Origin of the sequence: Chryseobacterium sp. JM1 (genome assembly GCF_000737715.1) — a bacterium.
Lineage (GTDB): Bacteria > Bacteroidota > Bacteroidia > Flavobacteriales > Weeksellaceae > Chryseobacterium.
Window position 1 is genome coordinate 152,388 of record NZ_JPRN01000005.1, and the last position, 20,080, is coordinate 172,467.

Here is a 20,080-nt window from a genome sequence, read left to right on the forward strand (position 1 = left end):
CCGCCACAAAAACTCCACAAATGAAAGAAATACTACAATACCTGTTCAATCATCACACTTTGTCTAAATCTGAGGCGAAAGCAACCATGATTGAGATTGCTCAGAATAAATTTAATTCGGCAGAAGTGACCGCCTTTATCAGTGTTTTTCTGATGCGGAATATTACCTTAAAAGAACTGGAAGGTTTCAGGGAAGCTCTTCTGCAGATGGCTGTTCCTGTACATCTTGACCACCATGATACGATGGACATTGTGGGAACTGGAGGCGATGGTAAAAACACCATCAATATATCGACACTAGCAAGCTTTGTGGTTGCAGGAACAGGACAGAAAGTGGCCAAACACGGAAATTACGGGGCATCTGCTACTACCGGATCATCCAATGTCATGGAAGAACTTGGTTATCAGTTCAAAAACAATTCAGACGAGTTGAATAAAGATCTTGATAAAGCCAATATCTGTTTCCTGCACGCTCCGTATTTTCATCCTGCCCTTCAGTCTGTAGGTGCTTTGAGAAAAGCGTTGGGACTGAGAACATTTTTCAATCTTTTGGGCCCATTGGTCAATCCTGCAAAACCGAAATATTCCGTGATTGGCGTTTACAATCTTGAAATTGCAAGAATTTATCAATATCTGTTACAGAAAGAAGAACGTGAATTTATCCTTGTACATGGATTGGATGGTTATGATGAGATAAGTCTTACCCAAGACAGCAAAATCATTACGAAAAATGGTGAAGAGATTTACTCAGCGGAAGATCTGGGATTTGAGTCCGTAAGTCCGGAAAGTATTCTGGCTGGTGAAACGCCTCAGGAATCTGCGAAGATCTTCAGGAATATTCTGGAAGGAAACGGTTCAATACAACAAAACTCTGTAGTTCTTGCCAATGCATCCACTGCCCTCTTCCACACTCAGAAATTCGGAACTTATGAAGACTGTCTCTTAATGGCTAAAGAAAGTCTGGAAAGCGGAAAAGCACTGAGAAGCCTTGAATTATTGGTGAATGGATAACTAGTTGTTGGTTGTCAGTTGATAGTGAAAACTTTAAACTATACTCCTGCACATCTAACTTCTAAAATCTAATTTCTAACTTCTAGTTTTAAAAAAAATGACAATACTCGATACAATTATTGCAAGGAAAAAAGAAGAAATTGCAGTTTCAAAAGCTGGAATTTCCATTGATCAACTGAAAAATTCTGAATTTTTCGGAAGAAAAACTTTTTCTCTGAAAGAATCTGTAAAAAACAAAAGCGGAATTATTGCTGAATTTAAAAGAAAATCTCCGTCAAAAGGAATCATCAATGATCAGGTTCAGCCTCTGGAAGTAGCTTCTGCATATGAACATTTTGGAGCATCAGGAATTTCAATTCTTACTGACAAAGACTTTTTTGGAGGTAGTTTTGATGATATTCTGAATGTAAGGAAGCACATCAACATTCCTATTCTCAGAAAGGATTTTATGGTGGATGAATACCAGTTTTATGAAGCCAAAAGCATTGGAGCTGATGTGGTTTTACTGATTGCAGCATGCCTGTCACCCAATCAGGTTCAGGAGTTCACAGCATTAGCACATGAACTGGATCTGGAGGTTTTATTGGAAATCCATACCGAAGAAGAACTGAAACATTGTAATGCTAACATTGATCTTGTAGGGATTAATAACAGAAATTTAAAAGACTTTAAAGTTGATCTTCAGCATTCGGTACAGTTAAAAGACCAGCTTCCGAAAGATGTGTTATCTGTTGCTGAAAGTGGCATTTATAATCTCGAAGATTTTACATATTTAAAGGAAAAAGGATTTGACAGTTTTCTGATGGGAGAATATTTTATGAGGAATGAAGATCCGGCGAAAGCGTTTGAAGACTTTACTTTGGCGATTTGATGATGTGACGATTTGATGATGTGGTGATGTGGTGATTTGATGATGCGTAAACGGAATGAATTAACTGCGAAATAAGAACTTTATGAATTTTATGAACCAGAAAGCTGAAACTGACAACCTGTTTCCTCAACTCAAAGTCTGTGGTTTAACAAAACCGGATCAGATTCAGGAATTGATTTCCTTGAAAGCAGATTTTCTTGGCTTTATTTTCTATGAAAAATCGCCGAGATATGTTCTGAATCATTTGAAACCGGAAGATATTGCTAAAATTGGTCATCAGGGGAAAACGGGCGTTTTTGTGAATGAAGAAACTGACAGAATTGTTCAAATTGCAGAACAGGCAGGCTTAAACCTTATTCAGCTGCATGGTGATGAAAGTGAAGATTTTATTATTGAATTAAGACAAAAACTGCAGCCGGATAGTAAAATCATAAAGGTGATCAGAATCGGGAATAATGATCCTGAAACCAGAAAAAAAATAGTAAACACGATGAGTTCTCACCGTTCAATTGTCGACTTTTTCCTTTTCGATACAGACGGAAAAGCATTCGGAGGAACAGGGAAACAGTTCGACTGGACCTTATTAAATGAATTAGATATTCCTCTTCCCTATCTTCTGAGTGGTGGAATTTCAGAAGAAAACATCGAAGATATCAACCTTTTGAATCAAAAGCCATTTGCTGTTGATATCAATTCAAAATTTGAAATAGAACCGGGAAATAAAGACCTGGAAAAAATAAAAAAATTATATCGAAAGAGTCCCAAAGGGACGATTTAACAAAAGATCGGATACAGTCCGATTAATAAAAACACAGAAAAAATAAAAATTATACCGAAAGAGTCCCAAAGGGACGATTTAACAAAAGATCGGATACAGTCCGATTGATAAAAAACACAAATAAAATGCCCCAGTCCCTAGTAAAAAACTACATCCACATTGTTTTCAGTACCAAGTACCGGCAGGATCTCATTGATGAAGAAATAGAGAAAGAGTTGTTTTCTTATATTGCCGTATTGTGTAAGGATTTTGAAAGCCCGGCCCTGCAGATAGGCGGAACTGATGATCATATCCATATTTTATGTCTTCTTTCACGGAAAATACCGTTGATGAAACTGGTTCAAGAAATCAAGGCTCATTCTTCGAAATGGATGAAGACTAAAGGACCTCAATATGAAAACTTTTTCTGGCAGGATGGATATGGAGCTTTTTCAGTTTGTAGAGATGAAGTGAACAGGCTTACCAATTACATCAGAACCCAGCGGATACATCATCAGAAACAGAAATTCAAGGATGAAGTGATTGAAATGTTGGAAAAGCATCATATTGATTATGATGAAAAATACGTTTGGGATTAAATGCAATGGTAGAAGTAAAGGACTTCATCCTTTACTACAGTTAAATCGTCCCTTCGGGACTCTCTAAAAAAATACACACAAAAATGATGAACATACATCAGTTAAAAAAAACATTTTATAAAACCTTATTTCCGCCAAAATTCGGGAATAAAAAAATACAGTCTCTGTATAATTTTGTTTCTCAAAATGACAGTGATACGGAATATTGGACGATAGACGGGCAGTTGCAGGAATTTATAGGCATTATCAAAAGCTTTGATGAAAGTGATATCCAGTATTTCTTTGAAAGGATCAGCCTTTGGAACAGCTATTATCTGGTTATTATTTCGGATAAATTTTTAGACAGCCATGTTAAGGCGAATATTAAATATGACCTCGGAAAGATTTATGCAAAGATTTTTTTGCTTTATGAAGATTCCGATCCTTATTTTTTAATTGACAACCTGGAAATTGCGGTCACGATGTATGAATCTAAAATAGATACGGCGACATTAATAGACCTCACCAGCAAAATTGAATTTATGCATCATAAAAAACTGATAACAAGACAGCAACGAAACCATAACATCCATTTTATCAACAGCTTAACTGATGAATTATCAAATTAAAAAACCAAACGAACTGACGGATCACGAGACAGGATTTATTTTAAACCTGTGGGAAGTTCAGGAATGGAGCGAGATGACACCTTCAGACTTTCGCAGGTCCTTTAAAGATTCGGAATTTCATTTACTATTGGGCTCTGAAGGTGAAATACTTTCGGTTATCCGGCTTAATTTTGATTTTGTGCTGAAGATCTCCGGAAAACAATATTCTTTTGCAGAGGCGGTTGGTCTGGTTTCTGCTCAGGAGAAAAAAGGATACGGATCGCATTTGGTCCGGTCTTTTACAGAAAATATCATTCAGAGGAATCTTGAAACTATAGGATTCTGTTTTACAGATCTGCGCCCGTTTTATCATCTCTGTGATATTGAAATTTTGGAAGATAAAGCCAAAGCCATCCTTGAAAATGATGAAACCGGATGGATCAGCTCTGAAGATGATGATATTTTAATTTTTAATACTTCCGGAGAAACAAAAGAACTGCTCAGACAGCTTGGCCCGGAAAACAATGCTTATTTAATCACTAAAGAATAATACAATGAATTATAAAAACCCTGATGAACACGGATATTATGGTGAATTCGGAGGCGCTTTCATCCCAGAAATGCTGTACCCGAATGTAGAGGAACTGCAGAAAAACTATCTTGAGATTATAGAATCCGGGGAGTTTCAGAATGAGTATCAGGACCTGCTTAAAAACTACGTGGGACGTGCTACACCACTCTATTTCGCTAAGAATTTAAGCCAGAAATACAATACTCAGATCTATTTAAAAAGAGAAGACCTCAACCATACCGGAGCCCATAAAATCAACAATGCCTTGGGACAGGTTCTTTTAGCAAAACGTTTGGGGAAAACCAGAATTATTGCTGAAACCGGTGCAGGACAACATGGCGTGGCTACCGCTACGGCCTGTGCTTTACTGGGTCTGGAATGCATCGTTTACATGGGTGAGATTGACATCCAGCGACAGGCTCCGAATGTGGCAAGAATGAAAATGCTGGGGGCAGAAGTTATTCCGGCAACCTCAGGTTCAAAAACACTGAAAGACGCAGTGAACGAAGCTCTTAGAGACTGGATCAATAATCCTGTGACCACCCATTATGTCATCGGAAGTGTGGTAGGTCCTCATCCGTTTCCTGATTTAGTGGCCAGATTTCAAAGTATTATTTCAAAAGAGATCAGGGAGCAGTTGAAAGAGAAAATAGGAAGGGAAAATCCGGATTATGTGATCGCCTGTGTAGGTGGAGGAAGTAATGCCGCGGGAACTTTCTATCATTTTGTGGAAGAAAAAGAGGTGAAGATCATTGCTGCGGAAGCTGGAGGATTAGGTGTTGATTCCGGAAAATCAGCTGCGACCACTTTCCTGGGAACATTAGGCGTTCTTCATGGAAGTAAAAGTCTTGTGATGCAAACCGGAGACGGACAGGTTATTGAACCCCATTCGATCTCTGCAGGACTTGATTATCCGGGAATCGGGCCGTTTCATGCTCATCTATTTAAAGAGAAACGCGCTGAATTTTTCAGTATCAATGATGAGGAAGCTTTACAATCTGCTTTTGAACTGACAAAACTGGAAGGAATTATCCCGGCGCTGGAAAGTTCTCATGCTCTCGCCGTTTTGGATAAAAAGAAATTTAAGGAAAATGATATTGTCGTGATCTGCCTGAGCGGACGTGGAGATAAGGATATGGAAACGTATTTGAAGAATCTGTAAAATGTCGGATGTAAAATGTACAATGTATCTCTACCTAATACTTTGTACATTATACTTTGTACTTTTTACCCTATACATTAATACAAAAAAAAATGAAAAAACTAAACATATACTTCACAGCAGGAATTCCGCAACTGGAAGATACCGCTGATATTATACAACTGATCCAGCAGTCCGGAGCGGATATGATGGAAATCGGGATGCCTTATTCGGATCCGGTAGCAGATGGTCCGGTGATCCAGCAGGCTCATGAGCAGGCTTTAAAGAACGGAATGACCATTGAAAAACTGTTTTCCCAGCTGAAAACCGTCAAAGATAAAATACATATCCCCATTATTCTGATGGGCTACATCAACCCGGTTTTGAGTTTCGGTTTTGAAGAGTTCTGTAAAGAATGTTCGGAAAGCGGAGTTTCGGGGCTTATCATTCCTGATCTTCCTCCGATTGAATTTGAAAATAATTATCAGCAGATCATAAAAAAATATAACCTTAATTTTACGTTTCTGGTAACTCCTGAAACTTCCGACGAGAGAATTTTATACTTAGATTCTTTAAGTTCCGGGTTTCTGTATGCGGTAAGTTCATCGTCAACCACCGGAAATGACAATGCGGTTCTGAAAAATGAAAACTATCTGTCAAGGCTGGCTTCCCTTCCGATTAAGAACCCTGTAATGATTGGTTTCGGGATTAAATCTAAAGAAGATTTTGAAAATGTGACTGAAAAAGCAGACGGTGGAATTATCGGAACGGCCTTTGTGCATACGCTCTTGAATCATAAAGACTGGAAGAATGCTGCCATAGATTTTATCCATTCTATAAAAGGTTAAAATTCACTAAATTTGTATGTCAGAAAAATGGCAGGACGTCAAAACTCCATGCTCATTAAGAAAACAGACAGCAACGTATGAATACAAATCAAAATAAATCAGTAGAATTTGAAGATCTGGGTATCAAAGAATATCAGCCCGCCTGGGATTATCAGGAGAGCCTGATGAAAAATATCATTGATACCAAAATTAAAAACCGTGATTTACCGGCAGAAGAGCATATAACGACATCCAACCATTTCTTATTGGTGGAACATCCTCATGTGTACACTCTGGGAAAAAGCGGTCATGAAGAAAATATGCTTGCCGGAACCGACAAACTGAAGGAAATTGACGCTACTTTCGTGAAAGTGAACCGTGGTGGAGATATTACTTATCATGGTTTCGGACAGATTGTTGGCTATCCTGTTCTGGATCTTGAAAACTTCTTTACGGATATTCATCTGTATATGAGGAATCTGGAAGAAGTGATCATCAGGGCCATTGCTGAATTTGGAATCAAAGGGGAACGTTCACCCGGAGAAACCGGAGTTTGGCTGGATGTGGGGAAACCTTATGCCAGAAAAATCTGCGCAATGGGTGTGAAAGCATCACGATGGGTAACGCTTCACGGTTTTGCTCTAAACGTTAATACTGATATGCGTTACTTTGAATACATTGTTCCTTGCGGGATCAAAGATAAGCAGGTGACTTCTGTAAAAAGAGAACTTGAAAGAGATCTGACTACTGAGGAAGTGGAAGATCTGAAAGCTAAGATCAGAAAACATTTTGCAGATGTTTTCGGCGCTGAGCTTGTAAACAAATAATATATCCTTCGCAATAACAATAAAAACCGGCCGTAGTTCTACAGCCGGTTTTCTTTTTGTATTATTTAATGAGTTGCAAATACATAAGGTATAGAATGCTTTGTTTCTTTAACGCAAAGAAAAACAAAGAATTAATTTTGATTTCTTTAAAGTAAGATAAACAAAGGCGTTTCACTTATCTCCGAAATACAAGATTTTCAAATCAATCAAAACTTCTGAATTTTTGAGATTTTTCCAATGTCTTTTGTTTTACTCTCTTAAATGGAATGCCTTTGTTTATCTTTATTAAAGTTGTTTCATTTCGAAAAACCTTTGTTTACCCTTGCGATTATGAAACATTTAAAATGATAAGCAGACATTTTTTATATGTTTTTATTAGTAGCTTTTTACATTTTTAAGTCTCAAAACACACACCTTGTCACTCTCTGCTTTCAATTTAAGTTTTACGACTATCGAAATTTTACCGATATATTGATATTAAAAACCCATCCCAATACCCTAAAATACTGGTTTAATTCAAGCATATGTTAAAATATTTAACATTTTATTGGAAAATAATTTGTCAGTATACTATTTTTGTCTACTTTTAATATCACATTAAAGTGAACTATTTTTTTTAATTATTCATTGGAAAACGACACACACCAAAACTTAGATAAATACATTTTATTACTAACCACCAAACTATGAAAATTATGAGAAAATTTCTGTTATCAATGATGGTATTCGTGGCAGCCTTGTCATTCAATGCCTGTAACGACTCTAACGCAGAACAGCCAATGAGTCAGAACGAAACGAGCAAAAAGCCTTTGACTGATCTTGGAAAAACGATTCCTGTGGGAATAGAAGATGAAAACGGTACCCTGAAAGTATCTTTCATCGTTACAGCTCAGTTCTATACCATCACGCCTACAAAGGAAAATGAAGCGTACATCAGCCTGATCAGAGAAGCCGTGAAAAACGAATCTCCAATTCAGGTTTTCATCAAGCCAAACACGCATGAAATTGCGAAAGTAGAAAAAGGAAGCGAAGAAGATGTTCGCTTTTTCAAATCTGCTTATACCAAAGAGGTTAAAAATGAAACGAACAAACTTACCAGCGTTCTTCCCAACGTAGCTACGCTGAACAGCATGTTTACCCTGATCAAAAATCAGGCGTGCGGTACTTCTACAGCGTCATCTCCATGTATTACTTTCAGATATCCTGTAGACGGATGCTATGCCAGAGCTCACAAAATGAGACAAATCCTGATCAACAACGGCTACGACTGTGAAAAACAGTTTGTATACGGAAACTTAAAAGCATCTACCGGTACCTGCTGCGTTGCATGGAGTTATCACGTGGCCATTCTGGTAAGCTATAAAAATGCATCCGGCGTTACTGAAAAAAGAATCATAGATCCTTCCCTTTTCCCTAGCGGACCTGTAACGGACACGGCATGGAGAAACGCTTGTATCAACACGACTTGCGGATCTGCTTCAGTATCATCTTACGTTAATACTGCAGGAAATGTATACTACAGAAGCCCTTCCAATTCTTATCTGTATGACAATAACTTAGTGAACACGAATTGTGTACTTACTATATTCTCATCACTTTCAGGATGTTCTCCATCTCCGGCTCCAAATGTTGGAAGCTGTGGATTTTAATTAACTTATACAGCTTCTGCAGTTTTAATAATTTAATTGCAGGAGCTGTTTACTAAATATTTTTTCTATGAAACCCTGGACTTATATACTATTACTACTATTTATGATCACATCCTGTTCCGGAAACTCAAGTTCACAGAACCTGACCTGGTATAATAACTCTGTCATCACTGATGTCACTGAAGATCCGGAAAAACCGGAGGAATTCACCCGTGTATCCATTGGAATAAGTCCACAAATTTTTTACCTGTCTAAAAAAGCGGAAGATTATAAAACCCTTCTGGAAAAAACAAGCGAGAGTAAAAAAAGAGGAAAAGCATATAATATAGGTATAGAAAACAACACCAATATTATCAAACAGGTGAATGAAGTTCCCTAACACGGATTTCCTCTCCTTCCAATCGAAATACTGCACTTAAAGCAGGCCGATGAAAAAAACCAACCACATCCTTCAAAATCCCCCATCACAGAGAATGATGGGGATTTTTATTGTTTTAACGTGAGTTCGGGATAAAACATTTGTTTTAGATATCTGATTTTAGGTTGAGGCTACCATTTAGAAATGTCAATGGTGAATTTTGCTTCGCAAGTGAAAGGTGAATGATAGATTCAAGAACCAACAACCAAGATGTCAGACATTAGACTAAGGTTGTGGTAAAGGTTTAGACCGAGATTGTGCATTTTATTTACAACAAACAAGCAACCCCGAACGTTTTTTAACCAGCAACTTGATAACCCTCTTTCAAACTCATCTACTCTAAAACCCTAAAACCCTCAAACTTTCCAACCCATACTACCCCTATTTAGCTTTTCTCTAAAATCGCTATAAATTAAATCTATTAAAATTAAATTGCACACAATTTAATTAGTTATACATTTGCTAAAGAAATTCATCACCGGATTTTTCGGGATGATTACATAAAGAAATATAATTTAAAATAATAGAAATGTCATTAATACAAGACCTACAATGGAGACACGCAGTAAAAGCGTATGATCCGTCAAAAAAAGTATCACAGGAAGATCTTAATACTATTTTAGAAGCAGCGAGACTGGCTCCTACTTCATCAGGACTTCAGCCTTTCCGTATCATTGTAGTGGAAAACCAGGAATTAAAAGAAAAAATGGTAGCGGGAGCTCTAAACCCTGAAGTGATGAGAGACTCTTCTCACGTTTTGGTGTTTGCCGCGTGGGACAGCTACTCCAATGAAAAAATTGATAAAGTGTATGACCATCATACCGATGTAAGAGAACTGCCACAGGGCCGTTTTGGAAGTTATACAGATATGCTTAAACAAATGTATGGCAATCAGACTTCTGCGGAACATTTTGCCCATACAGCGCGTCAGACTTATATTGCTTTAGGTTTTGCTTTGGCTCAGGCTGCGGAATTAAAAATCGACAGTACACCGGCAGAAGGTTTCAGCAATGAAGTGGTAGATGAAATTCTTGGATTAAAAGAATTAGGATTAAAAAGTGTCAGCCTTCTGTATCTTGGATATAGAGATGAGGAAAAAGACTGGCTTTCAACGATGAAAAAAGTGAGAGTTCCTATGGAGGAATTTATCATCATAAAGTAATATATTCACAACAAACCTTTCATGCTCAGCCTTATGGAAAATTCAAAATCGTTACAACTAGACAACCAGATCTGCTTTCCGCTTTATGTGATTGCAAAGGAGATTACGGGACTTTACCGGCCATTTCTTGATGAGATCGACATTACGTATCCGCAGTATCTCGTTTTGATGGTATTATGGGAAAACGACGGTCTTGCAGTGAGCCATATTGGCGACAAACTTTTTCTGGACAGCGGAACTTTAACACCTCTTCTAAAAAGACTGGAGAGCAAGGGAATCATCGACCGAAAAAGAAAAAAAGAGGATGAAAGAGTGGTTGAAGTCTTCCTGACTGAAGCTGGGAAAAAGCTACAGCAAAAGGCATGTGAAATTCCCGGAAAAATAAAGAATAAGATCGGAATAGAAACAGAAGATCTTATTCATCTTAAGGAAACTATCCAAAAAATATTAAACAAAATAGAAAAATAAATGAAAACGTTATATACAACGCAGGTAACTGCACAAGGCGGAAGAAACGGCCATGTAAAAAGTGAAAACGGAGTTTTGGATCTTGAAGTAAGAATGCCTAAAGCTTTAGGAGGTGGTAATGATGATTTTGCCAATCCTGAAATGCTTTTTGCAGCCGGATATTCGGCGTGTTTTGACAGTGCGCTTAACAGAGTGATCAGTTTAGCGAAAACCAAAACAGGAGAAACTACAGTAACTGCTAAGATCAGCATCGGACAGATTGAAAACGGAGGCTTCGGTCTGGCAGCAGAACTGGATGTGAATATTCCGGGAGTTTCTATCGAAGAAGCACAGGCTTTAACGGAAAAGGCTCACCAGATTTGTCCTTATTCCAATGCGACCAGAAATAATATGGAGGTGAAAATTGTTGTTACGAATAACTAAGTTTAATTCCTTTTTAATAAAAAATCTGTTTCTTTGGAGGCAGATTTTTTATTTACTAGTGGAAAACAAAAAAACACTAACAGAATTAGTATACAGACATCATGGATCATAGTTTTTTAATTATTTCTCTATCAGTTCTGGCAGCATTCTTCCTATTAATTAAATACTATACTCCAAAAATAAAAGGATATATTGGTGAACGCAGGGTTTCTGAAATTCTTAAAAGATTAAACAGTAAAGAATATATTGTCCTGAATAATATAGAATTAAAGATTAAAGGCTCCATTTCACAAATAGATCACATTATTGTTTCAGATTATGGAATATTTGTTATTGAAACCAAGAATTATAAAGGCTGGATTTTAGGCTATGAAAAAGACAGGTATTGGTTTCAGGTTATTTATAAGTACAGACGTAAGTTTTACAATCCTATTTTACAAAATCAGGGTCATATTTATGCTTTAAAACACGTCCTGAAAAACTATCCTTATTTGCGATATTACTCAATAATTACATTTACAAAAAGGGCAACCCTAAAGACCAAAACATATACTGATGTTGTTTATACCAATAAGTTAATCAAAACCATAAAAAAATATGACTCAGCTTATATATATGAACGGACCAAGAACGAAATTGTCGCAACAATCCTCACTGCAAGGAAAAACAGTCGTACTGAAGATAAAAAAGTAATAGCCAACTCTACTATCAACCGAAATATTCCATGCCCAGATTGTGGGGGGAACCTTATTAAAAGAAATGGTCAATATGGGGCTTTCTGGGGCTGTAGTAATTTCCCGAAATGTAAATATACAAGGAACAACAGTAGATAAGGCTTCTATCAGATATTATCTCGTCGTAGAATCGCTTTTCTTAAAAGCATCCACTTTCTTATAAGAATCATTCTTCTCTTTTTCTTTTTTATCTGAAATCAGGATTCCGAAAAGATGGTCTATTTCATGCTGAAAAATTACCGCGGTAAAACCTTCCACAATCTCTGAATACTTCTGCCCTTTCAAATCCACATATTCTAACTGAATCACTTTGCTTCTGTAAAACTGATCCCTGAATTCGGGAATGGATAAATCTCCTTCCGGGCCGAGGTTTTGTAATTCTGATCTCCAGACAATCACCGGATTGATGAAGTATTCTATTGGATTTCCTTCTTTGTCAAAACGCTGTACCCAGATCACTTTTCTGTTGATTCCGACCTGTGGTGCCGCAATGCCTACTCCACCGTCTGTTGAAAGCAAAGATTCTTTCATTCTTTTCACTAAAACAGCGGTATTGAGCTCCACTGGGTTGATTTCTGAGGAAAGATTCAATAAAGTTTTATGCTGATCAGCATCTGTCGTCTGATAAATTGGCATCGCCGTATTGATATCCCCTTTATTAATGATAGAAATCTCACCAGAGGTCAATTTTTGTGCGTTGATAAAACCAATAAAAAGGATGAGCAGAAAAGATAATTTTTTCATTTTTACTATTTGTGATGCAAAGATAGCTAATGTGTTTCAAACCTATAATTGGGCTGAAGCCCTCTTTGGCTATTTTTATAAATTAAACGGGCTACAGCCCGTTCCTATTGAATTTTAAAAGTATTTATTCAGGTATCATGAAATATTCAAACCTTTCGGATAAAGTCCTGAAACTATGCTGTCAGACATTTATTATATCCTTTTATAGTTGGAAAAGCGCAAAGAAACGCAAAGCTTAAACATAAATGAGGATATTTTAAGGCGCAAGAAAATCTAAGATTTTCAGCAAGGGTAAGGACGAGATTGCTTCGTCGATGTGCTCCTAGTAATGACAACGTTATACAATTTTATCGGAGATAAAATCCTTGCGCCTTAAGGCATTCGAATTAGAAAAAAATTGCGTTCCTTTGCGTTTTTCCTATTAAAAAATTTAAACAATTTGTCTATTTAAAACAAAAAAACGGACCACAGCCCGTTTCTATTGAATTTTAAAATGTTTTCGTCATATCAGCCGGAATGATCAGATTGAAATCTGTCGGGCTATATTCTTTCGCAGGAACTTTTAGTTCAGGATCTTCAGATTCAAAAACAGAGATCACCGCCATCTTAAGATTCGGGTTCTTCTGCTTGATGTACCAGTAGATTCCACCGAATTCCTTGCTGTGATAATTTCCGTTGTAATGGATAAACGTTTTTCCGGCCTGCATACTCTTCAGGATAGATTCAGCCATGGTAGCATCTTTAGTAGCCTGTGCCGAGATGAAATTCATCACTTTCGTACCTTCCGCATGATCACCCATCATTGCTTTCATTTCCTGATATCCAGGAGTATCCAGTGTCACTTTAATCGGAAGCTGAGCGATATAAGATTTCTCTTTATCACTTAATTTATTCAGAGATTCCAGGCCTTCTTTTGCCGTTTGAGACGCATATCTTCTTGGGATATTGGTAGCGATAAAATTCAGCTTTTTAGCTTTAGCAAAATCAACCAACGGCTTGTAATCCGTCGCGTAATTGTTCCATAGACGGGCAGAGTCTTTTAATGTTTTAGCATCAAATTTCCCTTCCAGATATTGATTCAGCTGCGCCTGATTATCTCTTTCGAACATTTCTGCACCCAGGATGATCTGTCCGTTTTTCTTCTGGAATAAACCTTCCGTCACCTTCAGCTGAAGCCAGTGGTTGATAGAACTGTTATGATTTTCACCAAAGAAAACCACATCATATTCAGCCAGTTCTTTAACCAGTTTTTCGGTCTTTACTTCTTTCCCTTTCTTATCATAAAACTGATAGGCTTTGATATCCTGCCCGCTTAATGAGCAAAAACCTGCCAGCAAAACGACTATGAAAATATTCTTCATTTTTATTTTATTTAAACACAAATTATACAAATTTTTACGCTGATTTTAATTGATTTAAACACAAATTACACAAATGTTGCTGCACAAATAACACAAATTTGCACACTGATTTTTAACCACAAAAGTCACAAAAGACTTTTAACTTATTTAAACACTTTAGTTTCAAAAGCTTTACTATTTTAAAACATTAAGAATACATAAGCAGAAAATCAAAGATTTTCACAGAACTTAAGTGTACTTCTTATGCGCAATGTATTAACTTTAGAAATAACTAAAGTCTTTAATAAACTTTTGTGACTTTTGTGGTTAAAAAAATTTGCTATTTATTTATTCTTAAGCAAATCTAGTGATCTGCATCAAAAACAAAAGGCCGTCTTGAATTAAAAAACAAAACGGCCCATTCAAAATCATCTAATTATTATTTCTCTAATTCTGCTACAAGATCTTTCCACTCCTGAAGTTCAGGGATTCCCGGCTTTCTCTTTCCGAAGAACTGAACGATGAAGTCTCCTTCTTTGTTGAATACTTCGATAGCCGTTACTTCTCCGTCTTCAGTAGGTTTCTTCACGATCCATGCTTCTGCAATTTTCGTCACATCCAGGTGTAAGTTGAAATCCGGATCCATTACATTGAACCATTGCTGGTGCCAAAGTGTTTTCTTCACATTTCCGGTGTGGATCTGGATAATTCCTCTGTTTCCAACGAATACCATAATCGGAATATTCTTTTCTGAAGCATCTTCAAGAACATTCACCACTTTAGCATTATCTATTTTTTTAGCAAATCCTTCAGGTGCTAATCTTAATGCCTGAGTTCTGCTTACCCCGAATTTTCTTGTCATCATAAAGAAATCGTGGGTATCTTTTAATTCTGTCCATGCTTTTTTGAATCCTTCAGCATCAATTTCAGCATCTGCCTTTTCAGGTGCTTTTGGAGCCACCGCCTCAACAGCAAACGCCTGGTTCTGATCTTCTGCCTTGAATTGCTCTACAATCGCATCGAAAGCTGCTTCTTCACTATTTTTTGTCAGATAGATCTTATGAAGGGCAAGACCGTCTTTTCCAAAAAACTGAAGGCTTTTTTTATCTCCTTCCACTACTGCAAATGCAGATTTCCAGTGGTTAAGGAATATTCTAAGGTCAATATCTTCTCCTACGAAAAGCTGTGCGTGAGGGCTGCTGAAATCACCGTTCTGGTAGATTCCTTTTCTTTCGTGCACACACTCGTCATTGCGGGTAAGCGCCATTACTTTTCCAAGCTTCTCTGCTTCGGTAAGGATAGCAGGAAAATCAGCATTCAGAACCGTAACGCCTTCTCCAATGCTTGTTACCAATAATTCAGCTTCGCTTACGCCCAACTGTGCCGCAGCGTTTCTTATTCTTATATGTGGATTTTCTGCTTTCAGAGCTTCCCATTTTTCCTTTAAATCATTAACTAACGTGCTCATTATTTTATTTTTTTATGGTTAAAACTGTATAAATTCTGTGGATCGTTTCGTTTCCGGATTTGCTTTGAATATCTTCCTCTTTTTCAGAAATCTTCATTCTCTTGAAGTGGCTTTTGGAAACCAGCTCCTCCATTTCGCTGTTGCTGTACATGGTGAAATTGTATTCCGTAAACGGCAGCGTTTCCATGAATTTTCTCTGTCCGAAAGTAAGAACGAAAGTTCCGTCATTCTTTAAAACTCTGTAGATCTCATTGAGAAACTCAACCGGGTTTTCCCAGAAATAAACGGTATTGACGGTAAATATTTTATCAAAAGTTTTATCTTCAAAGGGAAGTTTTTTTCCTTCATACAATACAAAATCGGCCTGGCTTTCAAAGTCTTTGTTGAGCTTTTTCGCTTCATTGTACATGGTTTCAGAAATATCTACTCCTGTGTATTTCAGATTTTGGGCTCTGCTTAAAATATTTTTCAGATGTCCGGCATTTCCGTGTCCTATTTCAAGGATGTGTTCATCATCTTCTATTAAAAGCGTTTTGACGCTTTCTAAGGTCATGCTGATATTCGTAGCGTTCATCATCTCGCCGATCTCAATTCCTTTTTCTCCCTGTGGATTGGCAAGGTTCTGAGCGAGGATTTTTAATTCATCTTTTTCCATGGTTATCCAAAAATGATCATTGGGTTATTGGTGATTGGGTGTTCGCAGATGGTGCACGGAAAATTATAGGCATGGCTGATATTTTCAGCCGTGAATACTTCCTGTGGCGTTCCGTATGCGGAAACCTTTCCTGATTTCATTAATAAAATTTTGTCGGCAAACTGGGCTGCCAGATTCAGATCATGCAGTACAACGATAGCGCTGTTGGCTTTTTTGGTGAATTTTTTAATAATTTCCAAAGCCTTGTACTGATGTTTGATGTCTAAATTATTCAGCGGCTCATCCAGAAAGACCAGTTTGTGGGCAATTTCATTTTCGAGCTGCGCCATGACTCTTGAAAGATGTACACGCTGCTTTTCACCTCCGGACAGGGTATTGTACTCTCTGTCTTTAAGATGAAAAATGTCGGTTTCGTACATCATATTATTCATGGCTTCAAGATCTTCTTTTCCGGGTTGGGCATCAAAATAGGGATACCTTCCCATCATGATCACATCTTTTACATCAAGCGGAATATCATTGCTGTTGTGCTGTGAAAATTTAGCCTTGTGCTGAGACAGTTCTCTCACATCCCATTGGGTGATATCTTTATCTTTAAACAGTATTTTCTGTCTGGATTTGATCTCATTAGCCAAAACACTCAGCAAACTTGATTTTCCGGCTCCGTTCGGACCTACAATGGCAAGAAATTCACCGTATCCAAGAGCAACATCTATCCCGTCCAGAATATGGAAGTCTTTGTGTTTGTAACTGATCTGATGTGCCTTTATCATTACAGAGATTTTTTGAATTTAACTAAAATAGCAATAAAAATAGGACCTCCCATCAGTGCTGTAAGAATCCCGATCGGAAGTTCCGAAGGTTCTACAATGCTTCTGCTGAACGTATCTGCCGTCAACAGTAATATACTTCCGCATATGGCTGATAAAGGCAGGATAAATGTGTAATTCGATTTAAACAAAAGTCTTAGAATGTAAGGGACAATAAGTCCTACAAATCCTATGGTTCCTGAAAATGCCACACACGTTCCCACCATTAATGCTACAATAATAATGATCTGCTTTTTAAGCTTTTCCACATTGATTCCTAAATGCTGTGCATCTTTTTCTCCCAGCATCATGGCATTTAAAGCCTTTCCTTTGGGAAGTAGAATGATGTAAGAAATGACCAGAACAACTGCTAAAATAATATTCTTTGTCCAGGTTGCTGCTGCCAGACTTCCCAGATTCCAGAACGTAAGGTCTCTGAGCTGCTCGTCTTTTGAGATATAGATCAAAAATCCGGTGATTGAAAACCCGATTGCGGTAATGGCTACTCCAGAAAGAAGCATCATCACGACATTGGTTTTTCCGCCAGCCGTAGAAATCCTGTAGACAAGCATCATGGATAAAAAGGAACCAATAAATGCTGCAATGCCTACTATTGAAAATTGTACGGCTTCAGGAAGATACTGTTTGAAATGCCCTCCTAAAACAATGGCAATTGCCGCCAGTAGTGTGGCTCCTGATGTAAGACCTATCAGATCTCCTGTCGCCAGAGGGTTTTTGAAAAGCCCCTGCAGACCGGTTCCTGAAACTGCCAGCATGCTTCCTATTAAAATGGCCATAATGATCCTTGCTGCCCGCACATCCCAGATCACATATTTGTTGCTTATAGATAAGTCGGGATCTCCTTTTATATATTGCCATAAAACTTTGAAGGGTGACATTCCTCCAAAGTCGTAGACTCCAGTATTAAGCGCCAGTACTGCTATGATAGCAAGCAGTACGGCACCTATTATTAGATAAAAGTACAGTTTACTTTGTGTTCTCAATTAAAAGTTTGTTTAATCCTAATGCTGCTTCTCCTAGTCTAGGTCCGAAACCTGAAACTAACCCTCCATCCATTGCGATGATCTTCTTGTTTTTACCTGCGTTGGTTTGTGCTACGCCTGGCATTTTAAGAGCTCCTTCGTTTCCTCCTGCGCCTTCAAGGCCGGTTGAGAAGAAGAATAAAACGTCCGGATTAGCTTTTACTACTGCTTCCGGTGTCAAAGGTTTGAAATCTTCGAAATCGGTTACGGCATTCTGTGCACCGGCAAGGGTGATCAGTGCATCCATTGGTGTTTTTGTTCCTGAAACCATCAGCATGTTTCCTCTTGCGTAGATGAATAATACTTTAGGTTTTTTAGCGATAGGCTGGATTTGCTTTAAATCAGCATCAATTTTATCGTTTAATTTCTGATAATCTGTATTTCCAACAGCTTTTGCTACATCAGCAATCAGTTTTTTGGTTCCTTCTACCGTGTAATCCTGCTTGAAAACCTCAACTTTGATTCCTGAAGATTTGATCTTCGTCATCAGTTCAGGATTGATATCTTTTTCTGAAGCTAAAATTAAAGTAGGATTTACCGCCATGATCGGCTCAATCGTCATTGATCTTACGTGACCTAAGCCTTTAGCTGTAGTTTTTAATGTTTCAGGATACGTACTGGTAACGTCTGTTGCTACGATTTCTTTTTCGTGGCCCAATGCACTTACAATCTCTGTAACACCACCGCTTAAGGTAACGATTTTGTTATTGCTTTTCGGAGCCTCAGCAGAGGTTTCTGTTGTATTTTCTTTTTTTGCCCCTTCTTCTTTTTTGCATGAATAGACTGCCATCAAAATAGAAGCTGCAAGGATTATTTTTTTCATGATATACGATTTATTTGATTGATTATAAAGGTTTATACTCGAATTGAGGGAAGCCACGTTCTCCTTCTACTCCGGTATTATCTGTTTTACTTTTTGTAAGTCTTGTAAACTTCAGTTTGAAATAAAATCCATCCGAATCTTTTATAACATAAAAACGGTCACCATAGACTTCAAGCCCATTAGTTCCTACCGGATTTCTCCAGTTTCCTCCAATGACACGATGATCATTGTAAACAAGCTTAGAATCGTTTACATCTGCCTTTTTAAAATTATTGTAAGCATCAATTCCTGAGCCTGAAGTAACTACAACTTCATAAGCCCCTACTTTGCCAACATTATTATTATTTACAAAATCAGCATAAATATAACTTCCCGCTCCTGTAATGGTATTGGTAAATACTGTAAAGCACAGATCCCATTTATTTTTTTCAGGCTGAATGAATACCGGCTTTTTATTTTTTAAACTAACGAAACTATAATTGTAAGCTGCATTTTTAGCTACTGTTACTTCATAATAGTTATTTCCGTCAAGATCTGCTGATTTCACTTTATACCCTTCTCCGGCTCTTGTGATCTGAACTTTTTTCCATCCTCTTGCATCACCACCTGTCATTACAGATCCTACAGCTATTGAACCTGAGTAAATTTCTTTACCCATATTCACAAGATATACTGCATTTTCGGAATCTACAGCTTTAATCTCTTCTATTGCAGTAGTTCCTGTTGGGAAATCACCTTTCACATCGTCAATATAAGCGACATTGGCAGGATTAAAATTAGCAACCTGTACCTGATTTTTCAAAGCAGTCACACTAGCTTCTGTTACCTGATCCAAAGTTGTAACGTTCGGAATTTTTCCGGCAGCCATCATGATTGATGAATTGATAACCACTTTAAAATTGGCTCCCGAATAGAACGCCAGATCCCAGTCTGTTCTTTTGGTAAGAGTCTGTACAGGTCCTTTTGTAACCGGATCTATCTCACTTAAGTCAATCCAAACCTGATTGGGCTGTGCAGCCCCTCCTACATTGGGATCTCCTATGGCACCCTGAACAGGGGCTACCGCTACAGGATCTTCATTATCATTAATACAGGATTGAAATACAAATGAAGCACCGAATAAAAGGCAAAATATTACTTTTTTCATTCTAATT

At 37.6% G+C, this 20,080-nt stretch carries 23 protein-coding genes; 15 read left to right on the forward strand and 8 right to left on the reverse strand.

What is annotated here, in order from left to right; all coding sequences use genetic code 11:
* Positions 1-20 precede the first annotated feature (20 nt).
* The 15 genes from trpD (at position 21) to IW22_RS10560 (ending at position 12,143) form a co-directional block, all read left to right on the forward strand.
* Complete coding sequence (gene trpD, locus IW22_RS10490) at positions 21-1,010, forward strand: anthranilate phosphoribosyltransferase (RefSeq protein ID WP_034726778.1); 990 nt, start codon at positions 21-23, stop codon at positions 1,008-1,010.
* A 97-nt stretch (positions 1,011-1,107) separates the two neighbouring features.
* On the forward strand, positions 1,108-1,881 hold the full coding sequence (gene trpC / locus IW22_RS10495) for an indole-3-glycerol phosphate synthase TrpC (RefSeq protein ID WP_034726354.1): 774 nt from the start codon (positions 1,108-1,110) through the stop codon (positions 1,879-1,881).
* Positions 1,882-1,963: 82 nt separating this feature from the next.
* Positions 1,964-2,659 (forward strand): phosphoribosylanthranilate isomerase, encoded by a 696-nt coding sequence (locus IW22_RS10500; protein ID WP_228384029.1) that lies wholly within the window; start codon positions 1,964-1,966, stop codon positions 2,657-2,659.
* Positions 2,660-2,784: 125 nt separating this feature from the next.
* Positions 2,785-3,237 carry an IS200/IS605 family transposase gene (tnpA, locus tag IW22_RS10505; RefSeq protein WP_034726780.1) on the forward strand — a complete coding sequence of 151 codons (453 nt, stop codon included), beginning with the start codon at positions 2,785-2,787 and terminating at the stop codon, positions 3,235-3,237.
* 83 nt (positions 3,238-3,320) lie between these two features.
* Positions 3,321-3,845, forward strand: coding sequence for a hypothetical protein (locus IW22_RS10510; RefSeq protein ID WP_034726356.1), 525 nt, complete (start codon positions 3,321-3,323; stop codon positions 3,843-3,845).
* Entirely contained in the window at positions 3,829-4,374 is a 546-nt protein-coding gene (locus IW22_RS10515) for a hypothetical protein (RefSeq protein ID WP_034726357.1), read from the forward strand. Before IW22_RS10510 ends, IW22_RS10515 begins: the two co-directional genes overlap by 17 nt.
* A gap of 4 nt (positions 4,375-4,378) precedes the next feature.
* Positions 4,379-5,557 carry a tryptophan synthase subunit beta gene (gene trpB / locus IW22_RS10520; protein ID WP_034726358.1) on the forward strand — a complete coding sequence of 393 codons (1,179 nt, stop codon included), beginning with the start codon at positions 4,379-4,381 and terminating at the stop codon, positions 5,555-5,557.
* A gap of 92 nt (positions 5,558-5,649) precedes the next feature.
* Positions 5,650-6,384, forward strand: coding sequence for a tryptophan synthase subunit alpha (trpA, locus tag IW22_RS10525; RefSeq protein WP_034726359.1), 735 nt, complete (start codon positions 5,650-5,652; stop codon positions 6,382-6,384).
* A gap of 77 nt (positions 6,385-6,461) precedes the next feature.
* A complete protein-coding gene (gene lipB / locus IW22_RS10530; protein ID WP_034726360.1) occupies positions 6,462-7,190 on the forward strand; it encodes a lipoyl(octanoyl) transferase LipB in 729 nt (242 codons plus the stop codon).
* Between the two features lie 695 nt (positions 7,191-7,885).
* On the forward strand, positions 7,886-8,839 hold the full coding sequence (locus IW22_RS10535) for a protein-glutamine glutaminase (protein ID WP_131401721.1): 954 nt from the start codon (positions 7,886-7,888) through the stop codon (positions 8,837-8,839).
* A gap of 67 nt (positions 8,840-8,906) precedes the next feature.
* Positions 8,907-9,218 (forward strand): hypothetical protein, encoded by a 312-nt coding sequence (locus IW22_RS10540; protein ID WP_131401722.1) that lies wholly within the window; start codon positions 8,907-8,909, stop codon positions 9,216-9,218.
* 568 nt (positions 9,219-9,786) lie between these two features.
* On the forward strand, positions 9,787-10,419 hold the full coding sequence (locus IW22_RS10545; RefSeq protein ID WP_034726363.1) for an NAD(P)H-dependent oxidoreductase: 633 nt from the start codon (positions 9,787-9,789) through the stop codon (positions 10,417-10,419).
* Between the two features lie 33 nt (positions 10,420-10,452).
* Entirely contained in the window at positions 10,453-10,887 is a 435-nt protein-coding gene (locus IW22_RS10550) for a MarR family winged helix-turn-helix transcriptional regulator (protein WP_034726782.1), read from the forward strand.
* Positions 10,888-11,310, forward strand: a complete 423-nt coding sequence (locus tag IW22_RS10555) for an organic hydroperoxide resistance protein (RefSeq protein ID WP_034726364.1) — start codon at positions 10,888-10,890, stop codon at positions 11,308-11,310.
* Positions 11,311-11,411: 101 nt separating this feature from the next.
* On the forward strand, positions 11,412-12,143 hold the full coding sequence (locus tag IW22_RS10560; RefSeq protein ID WP_034726365.1) for an NERD domain-containing protein: 732 nt from the start codon (positions 11,412-11,414) through the stop codon (positions 12,141-12,143).
* A gap of 15 nt (positions 12,144-12,158) precedes the next feature.
* On the opposite strand, the gene IW22_RS10565 is transcribed toward IW22_RS10560, so the two are convergent.
* From IW22_RS10565 to IW22_RS10600, 8 genes are all read right to left on the reverse strand, one after another.
* The gene (locus IW22_RS10565) at positions 12,159-12,788 is read right to left on the reverse strand and encodes a peptide deformylase (protein WP_051891188.1); all 630 of its coding nucleotides are present in this window, start codon (positions 12,786-12,788) and stop codon (positions 12,159-12,161) included.
* Between the two features lie 488 nt (positions 12,789-13,276).
* Entirely contained in the window at positions 13,277-14,149 is an 873-nt protein-coding gene (locus tag IW22_RS10570; RefSeq protein ID WP_034726366.1) for a ChaN family lipoprotein, read from the reverse strand.
* Positions 14,150-14,567: 418 nt separating this feature from the next.
* Positions 14,568-15,596: a hemin-degrading factor gene (locus tag IW22_RS10575; RefSeq protein ID WP_034726367.1), complete on the reverse strand. Its 1,029-nt coding sequence runs from the start codon at positions 15,594-15,596 to the stop codon at positions 14,568-14,570.
* A gap of 4 nt (positions 15,597-15,600) precedes the next feature.
* A complete protein-coding gene (locus IW22_RS10580; protein ID WP_034726368.1) occupies positions 15,601-16,251 on the reverse strand; it encodes a class I SAM-dependent methyltransferase in 651 nt (216 codons plus the stop codon).
* Positions 16,252-16,253: 2 nt separating this feature from the next.
* On the reverse strand, positions 16,254-17,024 hold the full coding sequence (locus tag IW22_RS10585; RefSeq protein ID WP_034726369.1) for a heme ABC transporter ATP-binding protein: 771 nt from the start codon (positions 17,022-17,024) through the stop codon (positions 16,254-16,256).
* Positions 17,024-18,064 (reverse strand): FecCD family ABC transporter permease, encoded by a 1,041-nt coding sequence (locus tag IW22_RS10590; protein WP_034726370.1) that lies wholly within the window; start codon positions 18,062-18,064, stop codon positions 17,024-17,026. The genes IW22_RS10585 and IW22_RS10590 overlap by 1 nt, the downstream gene beginning before the upstream one ends.
* Positions 18,048-18,926 carry a hemin ABC transporter substrate-binding protein gene (locus IW22_RS10595; RefSeq protein ID WP_034726371.1) on the reverse strand — a complete coding sequence of 293 codons (879 nt, stop codon included), beginning with the start codon at positions 18,924-18,926 and terminating at the stop codon, positions 18,048-18,050. Before IW22_RS10595 ends, IW22_RS10590 begins: the two co-directional genes overlap by 17 nt.
* 22 nt (positions 18,927-18,948) lie before the next feature.
* Positions 18,949-20,073, reverse strand: coding sequence for an HmuY family protein (locus IW22_RS10600; protein ID WP_034726372.1), 1,125 nt, complete (start codon positions 20,071-20,073; stop codon positions 18,949-18,951).
* Between the last annotated feature and the right edge of the window lie 7 nt (positions 20,074-20,080).